Annotated in this window: 14 protein-coding genes; 1 reads left to right on the plus strand and 13 read right to left on the minus strand. The window is 51.9% G+C overall.

The annotated features are described in order from the left end of the window. Positions 1-103: 103 nt before the first annotated feature. The gene (gene guaB / locus Q4491_RS05870; protein WP_192016999.1) at positions 104-1,570 is read right to left on the minus strand and encodes an IMP dehydrogenase; all 1,467 of its coding nucleotides are present in this window, start codon (positions 1,568-1,570) and stop codon (positions 104-106) included. A 293-nt stretch (positions 1,571-1,863) separates the two neighbouring features. Between guaB and xseA the strand changes: the two genes are divergently transcribed. Then, entirely contained in the window at positions 1,864-3,213 is a 1,350-nt protein-coding gene (xseA, locus tag Q4491_RS05875) for an exodeoxyribonuclease VII large subunit (protein ID WP_218382776.1), read from the plus strand. A gap of 17 nt (positions 3,214-3,230) precedes the next feature. Here xseA and Q4491_RS05880 read toward each other — a convergent pair whose 3' ends face one another. The 12 genes from Q4491_RS05880 to pepB form a co-directional block, all read right to left on the minus strand. Beyond that, the gene (locus Q4491_RS05880) at positions 3,231-4,844 is read right to left on the minus strand and encodes an ABC transporter ATP-binding protein (RefSeq protein WP_303455654.1); all 1,614 of its coding nucleotides are present in this window, start codon (positions 4,842-4,844) and stop codon (positions 3,231-3,233) included. A gap of 151 nt (positions 4,845-4,995) precedes the next feature. Then, positions 4,996-5,235 carry a zinc ribbon domain-containing protein gene (locus tag Q4491_RS05885; protein WP_192016996.1) on the minus strand — a complete coding sequence of 80 codons (240 nt, stop codon included), beginning with the start codon at positions 5,233-5,235 and terminating at the stop codon, positions 4,996-4,998. Between the two features lie 428 nt (positions 5,236-5,663). After that, complete coding sequence (gene der / locus Q4491_RS05890) at positions 5,664-7,172, minus strand: ribosome biogenesis GTPase Der (RefSeq protein WP_303455656.1); 1,509 nt, start codon at positions 7,170-7,172, stop codon at positions 5,664-5,666. Positions 7,173-7,324: 152 nt separating this feature from the next. Then, positions 7,325-8,482: an outer membrane protein assembly factor BamB gene (bamB, locus tag Q4491_RS05895; RefSeq protein ID WP_303455659.1), complete on the minus strand. Its 1,158-nt coding sequence runs from the start codon at positions 8,480-8,482 to the stop codon at positions 7,325-7,327. 12 nt (positions 8,483-8,494) lie between these two features. After that, entirely contained in the window at positions 8,495-9,106 is a 612-nt protein-coding gene (locus Q4491_RS05900; RefSeq protein WP_192016993.1) for a tetratricopeptide repeat protein, read from the minus strand. Positions 9,107-9,119: 13 nt separating this feature from the next. Continuing rightward, positions 9,120-10,388 (minus strand): histidine--tRNA ligase, encoded by a 1,269-nt coding sequence (gene hisS / locus Q4491_RS05905; RefSeq protein WP_218382774.1) that lies wholly within the window; start codon positions 10,386-10,388, stop codon positions 9,120-9,122. A 120-nt stretch (positions 10,389-10,508) separates the two neighbouring features. After that, positions 10,509-11,624 (minus strand): flavodoxin-dependent (E)-4-hydroxy-3-methylbut-2-enyl-diphosphate synthase, encoded by a 1,116-nt coding sequence (gene ispG, locus Q4491_RS05910; protein ID WP_192016991.1) that lies wholly within the window; start codon positions 11,622-11,624, stop codon positions 10,509-10,511. A gap of 14 nt (positions 11,625-11,638) precedes the next feature. Then, complete coding sequence (gene rodZ, locus Q4491_RS05915) at positions 11,639-12,631, minus strand: cytoskeleton protein RodZ (protein ID WP_192016990.1); 993 nt, start codon at positions 12,629-12,631, stop codon at positions 11,639-11,641. Further along, positions 12,621-13,391 carry a type IV pilus biogenesis/stability protein PilW gene (gene pilW, locus Q4491_RS05920; protein WP_192016989.1) on the minus strand — a complete coding sequence of 257 codons (771 nt, stop codon included), beginning with the start codon at positions 13,389-13,391 and terminating at the stop codon, positions 12,621-12,623. Before pilW ends, rodZ begins: the two co-directional genes overlap by 11 nt. A 45-nt stretch (positions 13,392-13,436) precedes the next feature. Continuing rightward, the gene (locus Q4491_RS05925; RefSeq protein ID WP_192016988.1) at positions 13,437-14,558 is read right to left on the minus strand and encodes a bifunctional tRNA (adenosine(37)-C2)-methyltransferase TrmG/ribosomal RNA large subunit methyltransferase RlmN; all 1,122 of its coding nucleotides are present in this window, start codon (positions 14,556-14,558) and stop codon (positions 13,437-13,439) included. Positions 14,559-14,846: 288 nt separating this feature from the next. Then, the gene (gene ndk, locus Q4491_RS05930) at positions 14,847-15,275 is read right to left on the minus strand and encodes a nucleoside-diphosphate kinase (protein WP_192016987.1); all 429 of its coding nucleotides are present in this window, start codon (positions 15,273-15,275) and stop codon (positions 14,847-14,849) included. A 59-nt stretch (positions 15,276-15,334) separates the two neighbouring features. Next, positions 15,335-16,612: an aminopeptidase PepB gene (pepB, locus tag Q4491_RS05935; RefSeq protein ID WP_303455664.1), complete on the minus strand. Its 1,278-nt coding sequence runs from the start codon at positions 16,610-16,612 to the stop codon at positions 15,335-15,337. Positions 16,613-16,615 lie beyond the last annotated feature (3 nt).

Consider the following 16,615-nt stretch of genomic DNA (forward strand, 5'->3'; position numbering starts at 1 on the left):
GTCTCAAATATCAATTGCAATCAAAAGGGGCGGCTCACCACCCCAGGAAAAATCGTCGGATTAACGCAGACCGGCTGCCTCAGCAACCGGTCCAGTCCGTGTGTTATGAGCCCATACGGTAGTTAGGCGCTTCTTTGGTGATAGTCACATCGTGAACGTGCGACTCTTGCATACCCGCACCGGAGATGCGGACAAATTCCGCTTTGGTGCGCAGGTCTTCAATCGTTGGTGAGCCGGTCAGGCCCATGCTTGAGCGCAGGCCGCCCATTTGCTGGTGTACGATTTCTTTCAGGTGGCCTTTATAAGCGACACGCCCTTCAATACCTTCAGGTACCAGTTTGTCAGCCGCATTGTCCGTCTGGAAGTAACGGTCAGAAGACCCTTTAGACATCGCACCCAGAGAGCCCATACCACGGTATGACTTATAGGCACGACCCTGATACAACTCGACTTCACCCGGCGCTTCATCGGTACCGGCAAACATAGAGCCGACCATAACGCAGGATGCGCCCGCCGCAATGGCTTTACACATGTCACCGGAGAAACGGATACCGCCGTCGGCAATCACAGGGATATCATATTCATTAGCGACAGCCGCTGCATCAGCAATCGCCGTAATTTGAGGTACACCCACGCCGGTCACGATACGGGTTGTACAGATTGAACCCGGGCCAATACCCACTTTCACTGCACTGACACCGGCTTCGATCAAGGCACGCGCACCTTCTGCCGTCGCCACGTTACCGCCGACAATCGGCAGCTCAGGGAAAGCCGCACGGGTTTCGCGGATACGCTGCAGTACGCCTTCAGAGTGACCGTGAGACGAGTCAATCAGCAGCACATCGACACCAGCTTCTACCAGCGCTTTCACGCGCTCTTCGTTACCGGCACCTGCGCCAACGGCAGCACCCACACGCAGACGACCCTGCTCATCTTTGCAGGCATTCGGCTTACGCTCGGCTTTCTGGAAGTCTTTGGCAGTGATCATGCCTTTAAGCTGGAACTGGTCATTCACCACCAGTACTTTCTCGACGCGATGCGCTTGCATCACGGCTTCTACTTCTTCACGGGAAGCACCTTCCGTCACAGAAGCGAGACGCTCTTTCGAGGTCATCACGCTTTCTACTTTCTGTGTCAGGTCGGTCACGAAACGGATATCACGGCCGGTAATGATACCCACCAGCGCGTGGTTGTCATCTACAACAGGGAAACCGGCAAAGCCGTTTTCTTCCGTCAGACGTTTCACATCAGAAATGGTTTGGTAAGGCTTCACCGTCACCGGCTCTTGCACGACACCGGCTTCAAATTTCTTCACCATGCGCACTTCACGTGCCTGTTGCTCAATTGACATATTCTTGTGAATAAAGCCAATTCCCCCTTCCTGGGCCAACGCAATTGCCAGTCGGCCTTCCGTTACTGTATCCATAGAGGCAGATACCATAGGGATATTCAGAGTAATGGTCTTGGTCAGACGGGTGCGCAGATCGGCAGTGTTAGGAAGAACAGTCGAATGTGCCGGAACTAGCAGGACATCATCAAAGGTCAAAGCTTCTTGTTTGATACGTAACATCGCAATATCTCACACCATGTAAGGTTTTAAAGAAGGGATAAAATATTGCGAACAAATTATACGTACGAAGCAAACGTTTGGCTAGAAAAAATTAAATCTTTTTTATTGACACTTTTCCGTTGATACGTAATATATTCCGGTTTAAGTGACCAAGCTGCGGGCCGTAGTTCAGGGCCTCTCTGCGCCTGTACGCTTTTCAGCCTTCCTTGCGGCTACATTCATTTGATACTGCTATCAAAATCGTGCACCATCCTCTTCAGAACTAATGTCCTGCAACCACAGGTTTCCTTGTCGTGAGTCTTTACAGTACTGCCTCATCCCAGAATTCGCGTATCTATACAGTGTCCAGTCTGAATGCTCAGGTTCGCCTTTTGCTTGAGAATGAAATGGGGGTTGTCTGGCTGGTCGGTGAATTGTCTAACTTTTCAGCGCCGGTGTCCGGTCACTGGTATTTCACCCTGAAAGACGCCCGGGCACAGGTTAAATGCGCCATGTTCCGGGGCAACAACCAGCGTGTCACCTTTCGCCCGGCGAACGGCAACCAGGTGTTAGTGAAAGCGCGGCTGTCGCTCTACGAGCCACGGGGCGATTATCAGCTGATTATCGACAGCATGCAGCCCGAAGGGGATGGCCGTCTGCAGCAGCAGTTCGAAAAACTGAAAATGCAGCTGGCAGCAGAAGGATTGTTTGCCCAGACACTGAAAAAAACGCTGCCTGAGCAACCTAAACGGGTGGGCATTATCACCTCAAAAACCGGGGCTGCCCTGCACGATATTCTCCAGGTGCTCAAGCGCCGGGATCCCAGTTTACCTGTCGTTATCTACCCCACTATGGTGCAGGGTGAAGGCGCCGCTATCTCGATTGCGCAGGCCATAGGCCGAGCCAACACTCGTCAGGAATGTGATGTGCTGATTGTGGGACGTGGCGGCGGCTCACTGGAAGATTTATGGGCCTTTAACGAGGAAATTGTGGCCCGCACTATAGCTGCCAGCCAGATCCCCATTATCAGTGCGGTCGGTCATGAAGTGGATGTGACGATCGCAGACTTTGTCGCCGACATGCGGGCACCCACACCTTCCGCCGCCGCCGAACTGGTCAGCCGCGATCTCAGCGCACAGATGCAGAAAATCCATCAGCACCAGCAACAACTGCGGCATGCAATGCGGCACTATCTGTCCGTCAGGCAAAGCCAGCTCGTTCGCTGGCAACACAGGCTGGATCGCCAGCATCCGCAAGTACAACTTAACCAGCAAAGCCAGCGCCTGGATGAGCTGAGAAGCCGTCTGGAACGGGCGATGCGCAAGCAGGTGTCAGACCGTCAGCAACACCTGCATCGCAGTGACTATAAACTGGCGCTGCATTCACCGGCCCATCAGCTGGAACGGTTAGGTACTCAGCTTGCTACCAACCAGCGTCGTTTACTCGATGCCATGGACCGCCGGCTCGTTAAAGCCAGCCACCAGCTGGCTCTGGCGACTGAAAAACTCGATGCCGTCAGCCCGCTGGCAACACTGGCCCGGGGTTATTCGATTACCCGCGACGAGAACGGCCAGGTGATCCGCAGTGCCAGCCAGGTTAACACCGGTGATACACTGCAAACCACGCTGGCCGATGGCAATATACGCTCTATAGTCAGCGACTAGCGTCATCGCTCATCCTGTCAGGCAGCGTCTTCGACCAACATACAGGCGCTGATCAGACGTTGGGTATACGCCTGCTGCGGATGGTCAAAAATCTGCTCAGGCGTACCCTGCTCGACCACCTCACCACGCTGCATCACCATCACATGATCTGAAATGGCACGTACGACAGCCAGATCATGGCTGATAAACACATAGCCGATGTTATGGCGACGCTGAATGTCTTTGAGCAGCTCCAGCACAGTGAGCTGTACCGAGCGGTCTAACGCCGATGTCGGTTCATCCAGCAGAATAAACTTAGGCTCAGAGACCAAGGCGCGGGCAATCGCAATCCGCTGACGCTGACCGCCGGAAAACTCATGCGGATAGCGGTTGATACTGGCGGGATCCATGCGCACCTCGTCCAGTGCTTTTCGCGCCTTCTGGATGCGCTCACTTTTTGTCATTTGGGTAAAAACAGTCAGAGGTTCAGTGATGATCTCACCGATGGTCATCCGGGGTGACAGTGAACCATAGGGGTCCTGAAAGACCATCTGCATGTGACGTTTGAGTTCAAAACGCTCTCTGGCCGTCATCTCGCCCAGTTTCCTGCCATCAAAGCTGACAGCACCACTAAACGGCAGCAATTGCATCAGAGCGCGGCCGAGAGTGGATTTTCCCGAACCGGATTCACCAACAATTCCCAGCGTTTCTCCCTGCCGTAATGTCAGACTGATGCCCTTCACCGCATCCAGGTGTTCGATCGGCTGGCCCAGCCAGTTTGACTTCAGCACATAGCTGACTTTGATATCCTGGGCGTCCAGGATAACGGGGGCGTGATGCTTATCGCTCACCTCGCCCGGCTTAGGCTCAGCGTCAAGCAGCATTTTGGTGTACGGGTGCTCTGGCGCATGAAAGACCTTGTCAACATGACCGGCCTCAACCACTTCGCCTTTACACATCACCACCACATCATCGGCAAAATGGCGCACCACACCAAGGTCATGGGTAATAAACAGAATTGCCATCCCCATCTCAGCCTGGATCTCTTTAAGTAACGACAGCACTTCTGCCTGCACTGTGACATCCAGCGCTGTGGTCGGCTCATCCGCAATCAGCAGGTCAGGCTTATTCGCCAACGCCATGGCAATCATGATCCGCTGTAGCTGCCCGCCGGAGAACTCATGAGGATAGTGACGAAGTCGCTTGCGCGGCTCAGGAAGCTGTACCCGCTCAAAGAGCACCAGCGTTTCTTCCATCGCCTCTTTTCGCGTGACATCGCGGTGGCAGCGAATCGCTTCAGCCACTTGCTCCCCAATTGGCATATAGGGATTGAGCGAAGTCATAGGCTCCTGAAAGATCATTGCTATCTTGCCACCTCGGTAGCCCCGCAACACGTTTTCCGGCAGCGATAATAAATCGGTTCCCTGAAAATGAATCTGGCTGTCGGGATCGACCCAGGCATTTTTCGGCAGCAGCCCCATGACAGCGCCAGAGGTGACGGATTTACCTGAACCCGACTCCCCCACCAGTGCCAGGGTCTGGCCTTTGTCCACACTAAAGCTGATTTGCTTTACCGCATCAACGATGCCTGTCTCCATGGTGAATGATACTGACAGCTTGTCTACCGTCAGCAGCGGACACTGCTTATCCATACCGGAATCCTTTTCCTGATCTTAATAAATGATAATTATTAGCAAATGAGAATAAATCAAAGGAGTGGAATTGGCTATCAATGAGTATGGTTCATGCGGTAAAAAGTGAGAAAACCCGTCACAGATCGGCTTTCGCACTGGTAGTAACAGGTCACTCCGTGGTTTTATCTGCCAGAGTATAAGTGATCAAGGCTTGTGACTTTGACTTGAGTTCATTGCAGTGCGCACAGAAATAACTGGTGGCACCACAAGCATTGAGGCTTTCTAACGGGTGTCCGCAATCGTGACAAGTGGCATGTTTTATCGCCCTGCGTTCGCAGTGAAGACAAAAATAGCCTTGATGCTGCCAGACAAGATTGAGCCGGCATTCCGGACAAAGTGGCTGAGACATATCGCACGCTCCTGAGTATGCAGATCAGTGTTATCAGCTTAAGTGTATCAATAGCAGAGATCGGCAACAGTGGCTTGATCAACGACAAAGTCCCGGCTGATCAGCGATCACCTCCAAAAAGAACATTTATCAATACAGTTCCCGAAAGCATAAGTTACATGTTCTGTATATGAATTTTAAACAGCATAAAAGTCTAGCCAGGTATTCTATTTCGATAAGATCCAGCATATATGGAAATTCGAAATCAGTTCGCTTGCTCGCCTGTCAGTGCTGTATTTACAGGGGCTTAGCGTCATAGTGATACGATCAAAAACAAGTCTGCTAACAGGATAATCTTCGCTCATCGATCCCTTTCCCCCGGTAACATGATCCTCTGGCGGTTTGCTCTGATCAAAAAAAACCCGGCTCAATCAGCCGGGTCTGGGTGTTTACTGGTTGCGGTCCCTGTTCTTCAGGGCATTGGTCAGGCGTTTACGCTGCCGCTCCTGAGACACAGTCAGCTTCTGACGTTTCTCATTACCAAATGGGTTATCACTGTTATGGAAGTGAATCCGGATCGGTGTTCCCATCATGTCCAGTGTCTTACGGAAGTAGTTCATCAGATAACGCTTATAAGAACCCGGCAGGTCGTTCACCTGGTTCCCATGCACCACAACGATGGGCGGATTATAACCCCCTGCGTGGGCATATTTCAGTTTCACCCGGCGGCCGCGGATCATAGGCGGCTGGTGGTCATCCTGTGCCATTTGCATAATACGGGTCAGCAGGGAGGTACTGATACGCTTAGTCGCCGACTGGTACGCTTCCTTCACAGATTCGTACAAATGGCCCACACCCGTGCCGTGCAGGGCAGAGATAAAGTGGATGCGAGCAAAATCGACAAAGCCAAGCCGGCGATCAAGCTCTGATTTCACCCGCTCTTTGACTTCGTTATCCAATCCATCCCACTTGTTCACTGCGATAACCAGCGAACGGCCGGAATTGAGCGCAAAACCAAGCAGGCTCAAATCCTGATCCGAAATATTTTCACGGGCATCGATGATCAGCAGCACTACGTTGGCATCTTCAACCGCTTTCAGTGTCTGGATAACCGAGAATTTCTCTACCGCTTCATTCATATTCTTGCGGCGACGCACACCTGCGGTATCAATCAGCACGTACTCCTGACCGTCCCGCTCCATCGGAATGTAAATGGAGTCACGCGTGGTGCCGGGCATGTCGTAAACAACAACACGCTCTTCACCGAGAATCCGGTTAGTCAGGGTCGATTTACCCACATTCGGGCGACCGATAATCGCCAGTTTGATAGGTTGTTCCTGCAGTCGCTTATAGGCAGCTTCTGCATCTTCTTCTGTCAGGTTAGCCTTTTCGATGGCATTGGCGGAATCCAGGCTTTCGATATCGACAAAGCCGTCATCTTCCTCGGCCTGGCGTGCTTTCCATTCTTCAACGAAAGGTGCCAGTGCACGCTCCATCAGCGCGGTCACACCACGGTTCTGGGCTGCGGCGATCTGATACATATCATCCACGCCCAGCTGCCAGAAATCCGCACAGGCGCTGTCGGCATCAATACCGTCAATTTTATTCACAACTAAGAATGTCGGTTTCTGACGGCTGCGAAGGTGCTTGGCAATGGCTTCATCCGATGCGGTAAGGCCAGCACGGCCATCAACCAGAAACAGTACAACATCTGCTTCTTCGATGGCGGTTAGCGATTGCTCCGCCATTTTGGTCTCGACACCTTCCTCGGAACCATCAATACCGCCGGTGTCGATGACAATGAATTCGTTCTCTTCGAGCTCTGCTCGACCGTACTTACGATCCCTGGTTAGGCCAGGAAAGTCAGCGACCAGCGCATCCCGGGTGCGGGTAAGACGGTTAAACAACGTCGATTTACCCACATTCGGGCGCCCGACAAGGGCAACTACAGGAATCATAATGAGTTTACCTCTATCTTTTTCATCATCTTAATGACAGTAATGTCTGTCTCAAACGACAATCACTACGTCAAGGGTAGAATAACAACGGCCCCTGATGTGAATACAAACAGGAGCCGAAGCGTTAATCTTATCACAGAATATGCCTGTGACTAAGGCAAATGCATTTTGCTCAATTTGCCTTCTCGGGTCACCACCAGGTAGCCATCTGACAGCGCTAACGGCGGGATAGCAATGCCGCTGCCATCGGTTTGCTGCTGGGCAAGAAATTCACCCGTATGGGTATCCAGCCAATGCAGATAGCCCAAGCTGTCACCCAGCACTAACTTCCCATTGATCACAGACGGAGCACTGAGAATGCGGTGAGCAAGCTCAGTATTTTGCCACAGCTCTGTGCCACTGCGAATATCCACGGCCACCAGGTGATCCTCTGCCGTTACCAGAAACAGCAAGCCGCTGTCGATCACAAAGTCAGTCGCTGAAGAGTAGTTGCGTTTCCATACCTGTTGGCCACTACGCAGATCAATGGATACCAGATTGCCGTTGTATCCGGCAGCATACAGGCGGTCACCGTTAATCACAGGTGCAGCATCGACGTCGACCAGGCGATCAATTTCTGTCGCTCCCTGCGGCTGGCCGATAGGCTGTTGCCACAAAAGCTGGCCGTTACGAATGAAAGCACCCGCCAACCGACCGTTGGCCTGCCCCCAGAATACTCCGCCGGAGATAGACACAGGCGAGCTGTCACCACGCAGCGTCAACGATGGTACTTCGCTGCTGATTTGCCATTTAGACGCACCGGTTTCTGCATCTAAAGCCTGTAGAATGCCGCGGCTGGTGTTCACCAGCAGCAGGCCTTCATCCGCCAGTGGTTTAGCCAGCACTTCGCCATCAATATCGACACGCCAGGCTTGCTCACCGGTTTCTGCATCCAGCGCAATAACTTCAGCATTTTCACTGCCGATAAAGACTTTGTTGTAAGCCACCGTCAGGCCGCCAGACAACTTAGCATTGCCGCTGCCGGCAATCTCGTGCTCCCACACGCTCTTACCCGTCGCCGGATCTAAGGCTTCCACCTTGCCTTCACGGCTGGCTACAAACAACTTCCCGTATCCCGTCACCGGAGACAGACGCGAGTAATAATGCTGTACGCCTTCATCAATATTGCGTGTCCAGTCCTGAACAGGCGTGAACTGGTTTTCAACCGCAGGAAGAGGTGCCATTTGCACCGCTTCTTCTTCACTGGCACAGCCGCTCAATACACCAATAGCGACAGCGAGCGCTACAGCTTGCTTCAATAGCTTTCGCATACTCTGTCGCCTTTACTGGGCCAGATCGTCAAGTTTAATTTGCAGTGCCGGAGAAGCGCCCAGTTGCTGTGCGCTGATATAAGCATCACGAGCTCCTGATTTATCCCCTTTCTGCAGCAAAATATCACCGCGCAGTTCAGCCACTTTACCCTGCCAGCTTTCCGCTTTCACTTTGTCCAGTTCCGCCAGTGCATTGTCGTAAGACTGCTGAGCCGCCAGAATTCGCGCCAGTCGGGTGTGAGCCACAGGCAACAGAGCAACATCTTCTGTATGACTGATAGCCCAGTTTAACTGCTCTGCTGCAGCGTCCAGTTCACCTTTATCCACCTGCACTTTGGCCAGTTGCAATGCAGCCAGCACCGCATACTGACTGCTTGGGTTATCATTGATAAACGTCTGAGCCTGACTGACAGCCTCGTCGCTGCCACTGTCCAGAGCCTGTACAGTCTGAGTATAAGCTTCAGAAGCCAGTTCCTTAGCAGCCTGCACTTCTCCCTGATAATAACGCCAGCCATACAGGCCGCCCAGGCCAAGTACGGCACCAAGCACAACGGCTTTACCGTTCTCTTTCATCCATGCCTTGATGGATTCAATCTGTTGCTCTTCTGTGGTATTGACGTCCACGTCCTGTCCTCTCTTAAATCAATTCTGCCAGCTTAGCGGCAACCTCTGCCTGAGCCAATGTTTGCTGCTCACCGCCACGGAGATCCTTAACGACTACAGTACCTTCTGCAATTTCGTTCTCCCCCAGAACCAGAGCAACAATCGCACCCACGTTATCTGCGCGTTTAAACTGTTTCTTGAAGTTACCGCCACCAAAGTGATTCATCACTCTCAGTCCCGGTACGGCTTCGCGCAGGGTTTCAGCCAGCTTCATGCCTGCCATCAGTGTACCTTCACCGGCAGTCACTACGTAGACATCTACACTGCGGCGAACGTCGGTCAGCTCCAGGGTTTCCAGCATCAGTACCAGACGCTCCAGGCCCATAGCAAAGCCCACGCCTTGCGTCGCTTTGCCACCCAGCTGTTCAACCATACCGTCATAGCGGCCACCACCACATACAGTGCCTTGGGCACCCAGGCTGTCGGTGATCCACTCAAAAACCGTGCGGTTATAATAATCCAAACCACGCACAAGGCGTTCATTTACCTGGTATTCGATGCCAGCAGCGTCTAATAGTTCACACAAACCTGAAAAATGCGCCTTGGAATCATCATCCAGATAGTCAGACAAGGTCGGCGCATCGGTCAAAATCGCTTGTATATCTTTATTTTTGGTATCCAGCACACGAAGAGGATTGGTGTACATACGGCGCTTGCTGTCTTCATCGAGCACGTCAAGATGCTGCTCAAGGAATGCAATCAAAGCATCGCGATACGCGGCACGGGCTTCAGAAGAACCAATAGAGTTCAGCTCCAGGCGTACATGCTTATCAATGCCCAGTTCACGCCACAAACGTGCCGTCATCATGATCAGTTCTGCATCAACATCCGGCCCTTCAATGCCAAACACTTCTACGCCAAACTGATGGAACTGGCGATAACGGCCTTTCTGCGGACGCTCATGGCGAAACATGGGGCCCATATACCACAAACGCTGTTCCTGATTGTACAGCAGGCCATTTTCTATACCGGCACGTACACAACCTGCTGTCCCTTCAGGGCGCAGTGTCAGGCTGTCACCGTTGCGGTCTTCAAAGGTATACATTTCCTTTTCGACCACATCGGTCACTTCACCGATGGCACGCTTAAACAAATGCGTCATCTCGACAATCGGCATACGAACTTCATTGTATCCGTAAGCGCTGACGACTTGTTTCGCGGTATTTTCCACTTTCTGCCAAAGCGGAGACTGAGTTGGGAGGCAATCGTTCATGCCTCGAATTGCTTGAATTTGTTTCGCCACGTTGATTCTCAATTAACCGATGGGGATTAAGTTCGAATGAATAGAACTGAATATATAAGTTATGCAGGACGTTGTGAACCTTACCCCGAAGGATTCCGGGGTAAGTCAGACAGAAAAGGCTTACTTTTCGATGACGTCAATCCGGTTCCGCTGATCCATCATGGACGCTTTGGCCCGGATCTTGGTTTCCAGCTGATCGATCACATTGTCATTATCAAAACGCTCTTTCTGGCGCACACCGTCTTCATAGAAGGCGCTCTTACGGTTACCGCCGGCAATGCCCATATGGGACACTTCTGCTTCGCCCGGCCCGTTAACCACACAGCCAATGACAGAGACGTCCATAGGAATAGTGATATCTTCCAGGCGCTGTTCCAGCTCGTTAACTGTGCCAATCACATCAAATTCCTGACGTGAACAGGTTGGGCAGGCAATAAAATTAATGCCGCGGGAACGGATTCGCAGGGATTTCAGGATATCAAAACCGACTTTAATTTCTTCGATGGGGTCGGCGGCCAAAGAGATACGCAGCGTATCGCCAATTCCCTCAGCCAGCAGCATGCCCAGGCCAACGGCAGATTTGACGGCGCCGGCACGCGCGCCACCGGCTTCAGTGATACCCAAATGCAAAGGTTGTTTGATCTGCTTTGCCAGCCTGCGGTACGACTCCACAGCCAGAAATACGTCAGAAGCTTTAACACTGACTTTGAATTGATCAAAATTCAGCCGATCCAGGATTTCAACATGACGCATCGCCGATTCAACCAGCGCATCAGGCGTTGGTTCGCCATATTTCTGCTGAATATCTTTTTCCAGCGAGCCGCCGTTTACACCGATCCGGATTGGAATATTGTTGTCGCGAGCACAGTCCACCACAGCACGGATACGATCTTCACGACCGATATTGCCAGGGTTAATGCGCAGACAGTCCACGCCATACTCCGCCACTTTCAACGCAATGCGGTAATCAAAATGAATATCAGCCACCAAGGGCAGATTCACCTGTTGCTTAATCGCTTTAAAAGCTTCAGCCGCATCCATAGTGGGCACTGAAACGCGGACAATATCTGCACCGACTTTTTCCAGTGCGCGGATTTGTGCGACCGTCGCTGCCACATCTGTAGTACGGGTGTTGGTCATTGACTGCACCGCAATCGGTGCACCATCACCAATTGGCACCTTACCCACATAAATTCGGGTGGAAGGACGGCGTTTAATCGGAGACTCGTTATGCATCTTTCATTCTCTGTTTACAACGGCAACTTCAACCTGGCGACTCTGCCAGCCGGGTAGCCGCTCAGATCAACTGGTTCACCTTTGAAGCTCATTGTAACAACACTCGGCGCACCGAGCACTATCTTAAACGGGGCCTGTCCTTCAATAGAGACAACATCGCCGCTGGATTTGATACCTGTATCAAGTTGTTTGCCATTGGCATCACGGATATCAATCCAGCAATCACCGTTAAAAGTCAGTTGCAGATCAGGTGCCGGCGCTTCTTCCGCAACCGGGGCTGTAACGCTAATCAGTGAGTCATTGGCTTCATCAAAAAGCACATTGCCTTCATCATCAATCACGCTGCCCGCAGGCATCTCGCTGGTGCTATTGTTAGCAGCTTCATCGAAGGTGTTGAGCGGTAAATCATCACCGCCAGCAGTATTGCTGTATGGGTCGTCAGCGGGACTCTCTTGCGTTGCCCCTTCCGCAATCGCACTCACGTCGTCTGTGTTCAGCGTTCCCGCCATATCATCGACCGTACCGGCCAGTGATTCATCCAGAGGCGGATTCGCTGGCGATACTTGCTCAGAAATAACCGGGGTTTCCGTTTTTTGCTCAGTTTGCCACCACCAGGCTGCTGTCATACCGACGATCACAGCCCCCAGCAGCCAGGTCAGGCCCATGACACGGTTATCGTGTTTGTCACGCTTGGTTTTACGTGAAAAACTTTGCATAGTCTGGGCTTGCGGCTGCCCCTGACCAATGCTTTCAAGTTTGTTCAGTACTTCGTTAACATCAAGACCGACAAATTTTGCATACGAGCGGACATAACCACGGGTAAAGGTGGCCATCTGAGCTTCATCAAACCGGTTGTTTTCAATGTCATCGATTACAGACATCCGCAAGCGCAGTCGGCTCGCTACATCCTTTTGAGAATAGCCAAGCTGCTCACGCGCCTGGCGTAGCATATCTCCGGGACGAATGACGTCTTCCGTTACTCGTTCTTCGTTCTGTTCAGTATTCATTGGCTAGATAATTCTGATATTGCTGAGAATCAGGAAATTGTTGTCGCAACAATTCGGCATATTTTTCCACCCGATCAAGGCGACCGCTCTGGCGTGACGACTGAATTTTAAGAACAAGACTATCAGCAGTCTCTCCGTATCGCAGACTGAATGCATCCAGTCTGGCATCGGCCAGCTGGTAATCACCACCAGTCAACTCCAGTCTTGCCAGCTGCAACATAGACAGCGGACGGTAAGGCTCATGATCCAATGCTTTTCTGAAATAATCTGCAGCTTGTGTCGCATCACCATGTTTTATGCTGCACAAAGCCGCATTTTCATACGTCGCTGAAGCCTGAAAATAATCCGGCTGTAAAACAGCACGCATAAAGGCGCTATCTGCTTCATCAAACCGTGCTTCATTACACAAGAATACACCATAGTTATTAAGCACATCGCCATTTTTGGGGGAATATTGCAATGCTCGGACATAGAGCGCTTCAGCTGAACGGTTTTCACCCACTTGTTGGTAATAATGTGCCATGGCAAGTTGTGCTCTGGGGTGATCCGGCGCAACGTCTAAGGCTTTCTGTAAATTTTGCTGTGCTCTCTGCCGCTGACCTTGTTCAAGATAACTGAGTCCGAGTGTCACTCTGGCATCCGCCACCGCAATGGGATCCACACTGCGATCCTTCGCTGTTGGGTCAACGGTTACACAGCCCACTAGCAAACAAGCGGCAAAAAAGCCGCTTGTGATCGGATACAGGGTCCAGCGTATCATAACAACTCCTTGCTCACATCCATTCCGAGCTTTATGTTATTGTTATCAGACTGCTTTTACTGGGATTGGTTCCCCTTTCGCTTGTTTTGCCATAGTACGTTTTGTGCGGTCAATCACATCACCAACCAATTGCCCACAGGCAGCGTCGATATCATCACCACGTGTTTTACGCACAGTCACAGTAAAGTCGTACTCCATCAGTGTTTTCATGAAGCGGTCAATCCGTGAATTGCTTGGCTTACGATAAGGGGAACCCGGATACGGATTGAAAGGGATCAGGTTAATTTTCGCCGGGGTGTCTTTCAGCGTATGCGCCAGTTCCCGCGCGTGTTCCATGCCGTCGTTCACATGATCCAGCAGTATGTATTCCACCGTGACTTTGCCGCGGTTGGCATTCGACGATGCGATATAGCGACGTACCACATCCAGGAAAGTTTCGATATTGTACCTGTCGTTAATCGGCATGATTTCGGAGCGCAACTGGTCATTACCGGCGTGCAGAGAAATAGCCAGTGCCACATCTATCTTACCTATCATCTGCTCAAGACCAGACACGACGCCTGACGTTGACACAGTGACACGGCGCTTCGACAGACCAAAACCCAGGTCATCGAGCATGATTTTCAGCGACGGAATCAGGTTTTTCATGTTCAGCAATGGCTCACCCATGCCCATCATGACCACGTTGGTGATAGGACGACGGCCCGTTTCTTTCTCAACACCGATCTCTTTGGCAGCGCGCCATACCTGACCGATAATTTCTGACACTTTCAGGTTACGGTTAAACCCTTGCTGTGCAGTAGAGCAGAATTTACAGTCCAGCGCACAGCCCACCTGAGAAGACACGCACAGGGTGGCACGGTCATCATCGGGAATGTACACAGTTTCAACATCCTGATCGCCGACACGCATGGCCCACTTGATAGTGCCGTCGGCCGAGTGTTGCGCTTCAGATACATAAGGGGCACGAATCTCAGCCACGGCTTTCAGTTTCTCGCGCAGCTTCTTATTGATGTTGGTCATTTGATCAAAGTCATCGCAACCGAAATGATACATCCACTTCATGATCTGATCCGCGCGGAAGGCTTTTTCGCCCAGCTCTTCGGCAAAATACTGCCGCAGTCCTTCGCGATCGAAATCCAGCAGATTGATTTTGGCATTCGTCATCGGTTGTCGCCTCACTAAAAAATGACAGATCCTGCACCCGGTATGTCAGGGAACGCTGACCCAGGGTGGCCCCAAATAGCGGGAAGATTCAAGGCGCGAAATTGTACAGACTTTATCGGCGTGTTTCCACTTTTGCTGCTAATGTCAGCTAAGCAGCTGATTACAGCTTAGCTGACGCCAGCCAGCGCCTCCATCAAACCTGAATAGATAAAAAAGATAAAAAAGATAAAAAAGATAAAAAAACGGGAAGCCTTGGCTTCCCGTTGTATCCGGCTTTCAGATCATGAATCAGTCACGAGGACAAATTTCATCCTCGGAAAAGAAATACGCAATTTCACGGGCTGCAGACTCTGGGCTGTCAGAACCGTGTACGGCATTCAGGCGAGTACTTTCTGCGTAATCGGCACGCAGTGTACCGCACGCAGCTTCTTCCGGGTTGGTTTTACCCATCAGCTCACGGTAGCGCGTAATCGCATTGTTGCCTTCCAGTACCTGTACCATCACAGGGCCAGACGTCATGAATTCAATTAACGGCGCGTAAAACGGCTTGCCTTCGTGCTCAGCGTAAAACCCCTGTGCCTGCTGTTCAGTTAAACGCAGCATTTTCGCCGCAACAATCGTCAGACCAGCGCTTTCTAAACGATGATAAATTGCACCGATCTGATTACGGCCTACTGCATCCGGTTTTACAATTGAGAAGGTACGTTCAATTGTCATTATTATATTCCTTATACTCAGTTCACTTCTGGCAGGCAGGTTTCCCTGTCCCATAGCGCTTACTGTAACAGCAACGCGGCAATATTTGCCACCCCAAGCCCCGTCGCGCCCGCTGCCCAGCGTGCATCAGCACCGTCACGGAAGCAAGAGGCCAGATCGAAATGAACCCAGCGGCTGTCATCGCTGACAAAACGGGACAAAAAAGCAGCAGCATTCGAAGCACCGCCCATACCACCACCTTTCACAGCACGGCTGTTGGCGGTGTCTGCGTAATCAGACGGACAATTATTCTGGTGCCATTTTTGCAGCGGTAACGGCCATGCGGGCTCATTAACCAGCTCAGACAATTGCTGCGCTTTGCGCAGCAGCTCAGGCTGCATGGAGAAGATAGCGTTATAATCCTGACCCACAGCCATCATAGCCGCACCGGTCAGCGTTGCGGCATCTATGATCAGCGGTGCCTTCATTTCACCGGCTTTGATCAGGCCGTCTGCCAGTACCAGACGCCCTTCAGCATCGGTATTGACCACTTCCACCGTCAGACCATTCTTATAGGTCAGAATATCGCCCAGCTTGTAGGCATTACCGGCGACCATGTTTTCGGCACAGCACAAAATCAGTTTAACGCGCTTTTTCAGGCCTTGTTCAATGGCATAGGCCAGAGCAGCTGTCACTGTTGCCGCACCGCCCATGTCGCATTTCATCGCCACCATACCGGCACTGGACTTGATGCTGTAACCACCGGAGTCGAACGTAATTCCTTTACCGACCAGACAGGCATGCACAGGTGCATCCGCATCCCCAGTAGGGTTAAAGTCCAGCGTCAGCATCACAGGCGGACGACTGCTTGCACGGCCAACACTGTGCGTACCAATCCAGCCTTCGGTCAGTAGTTCGTCGCCAACCAGTACCTCGTGGGTGATATTGTCGCCGGCCACGCTTTTCAGGAAAGTTACCGCATCCTGCGCCAGTTTTTCCGGGTACATGTCTTCCGGCGTCGCATTAACAACCTGACGTACCCAGTCTGCACTGCGACGGCGTGCGTTCAGCAACTCCAGCTCGTCGTCATCCTGGGAAGCCCATTGCACGTCCACCGATTTGCGTGTTGCGGCAAAGCCACAATAAAACGCCCACTGGCGCTCGTAGCTCCAGCCCTCGCCGCTCAGGCTGACCTGAGTCGCCCCCTGAGAAGAAAGCTGACGAGCAGCCTGCTGAATGCGGCGCAGTACAAAATCATCCTGATAGTGAATGATCACGCTGTCCTGCTGGTAAGAGACCAACGCTTTATCGCCCCAGGCACCCTGACTCGGTTCTGCGGAAAGTAGTACGGTAAGCATATC

It is taken from the genome of Photobacterium sp. 2_MG-2023, from assembly GCF_030547675.1.
Lineage (GTDB): Bacteria > Pseudomonadota > Gammaproteobacteria > Enterobacterales > Vibrionaceae > Photobacterium > Photobacterium arenosum.

Coding starts and splice junctions, on each gene's coding strand:
- guaB (WP_192016999.1), bottom strand. CDS start 1,570: ATGTTACGTATCAAACAAGAAGCTTTGACCTTTGATGATGTCCTGCTA.
- Q4491_RS05885 (WP_192016996.1), bottom strand. CDS start 5,235: ATGTCTCAGCCACTTTGTCCGGAATGCCGGCTCAATCTTGTCTGGCAG.
- pilW (WP_192016989.1), bottom strand. CDS start 13,391: ATGATACGCTGGACCCTGTATCCGATCACAAGCGGCTTTTTTGCCGCT.
- bamB (WP_303455659.1), bottom strand. CDS start 8,482: ATGCGAAAGCTATTGAAGCAAGCTGTAGCGCTCGCTGTCGCTATTGGT.
- der (WP_303455656.1), bottom strand. CDS start 7,172: ATGATTCCTGTAGTTGCCCTTGTCGGGCGCCCGAATGTGGGTAAATCG.
- ndk (WP_192016987.1), bottom strand. CDS start 15,275: ATGACAATTGAACGTACCTTCTCAATTGTAAAACCGGATGCAGTAGGC.
- rodZ (WP_192016990.1), bottom strand. CDS start 12,631: ATGAATACTGAACAGAACGAAGAACGAGTAACGGAAGACGTCATTCGT.
- ispG (WP_192016991.1), bottom strand. CDS start 11,624: ATGCATAACGAGTCTCCGATTAAACGCCGTCCTTCCACCCGAATTTAT.
- Q4491_RS05925 (WP_192016988.1), bottom strand. CDS start 14,558: ATGACGAATGCCAAAATCAATCTGCTGGATTTCGATCGCGAAGGACTG.
- pepB (WP_303455664.1), bottom strand. CDS start 16,612: ATGCTTACCGTACTACTTTCCGCAGAACCGAGTCAGGGTGCCTGGGGC.
- Q4491_RS05880 (WP_303455654.1), bottom strand. CDS start 4,844: ATGGATAAGCAGTGTCCGCTGCTGACGGTAGACAAGCTGTCAGTATCA.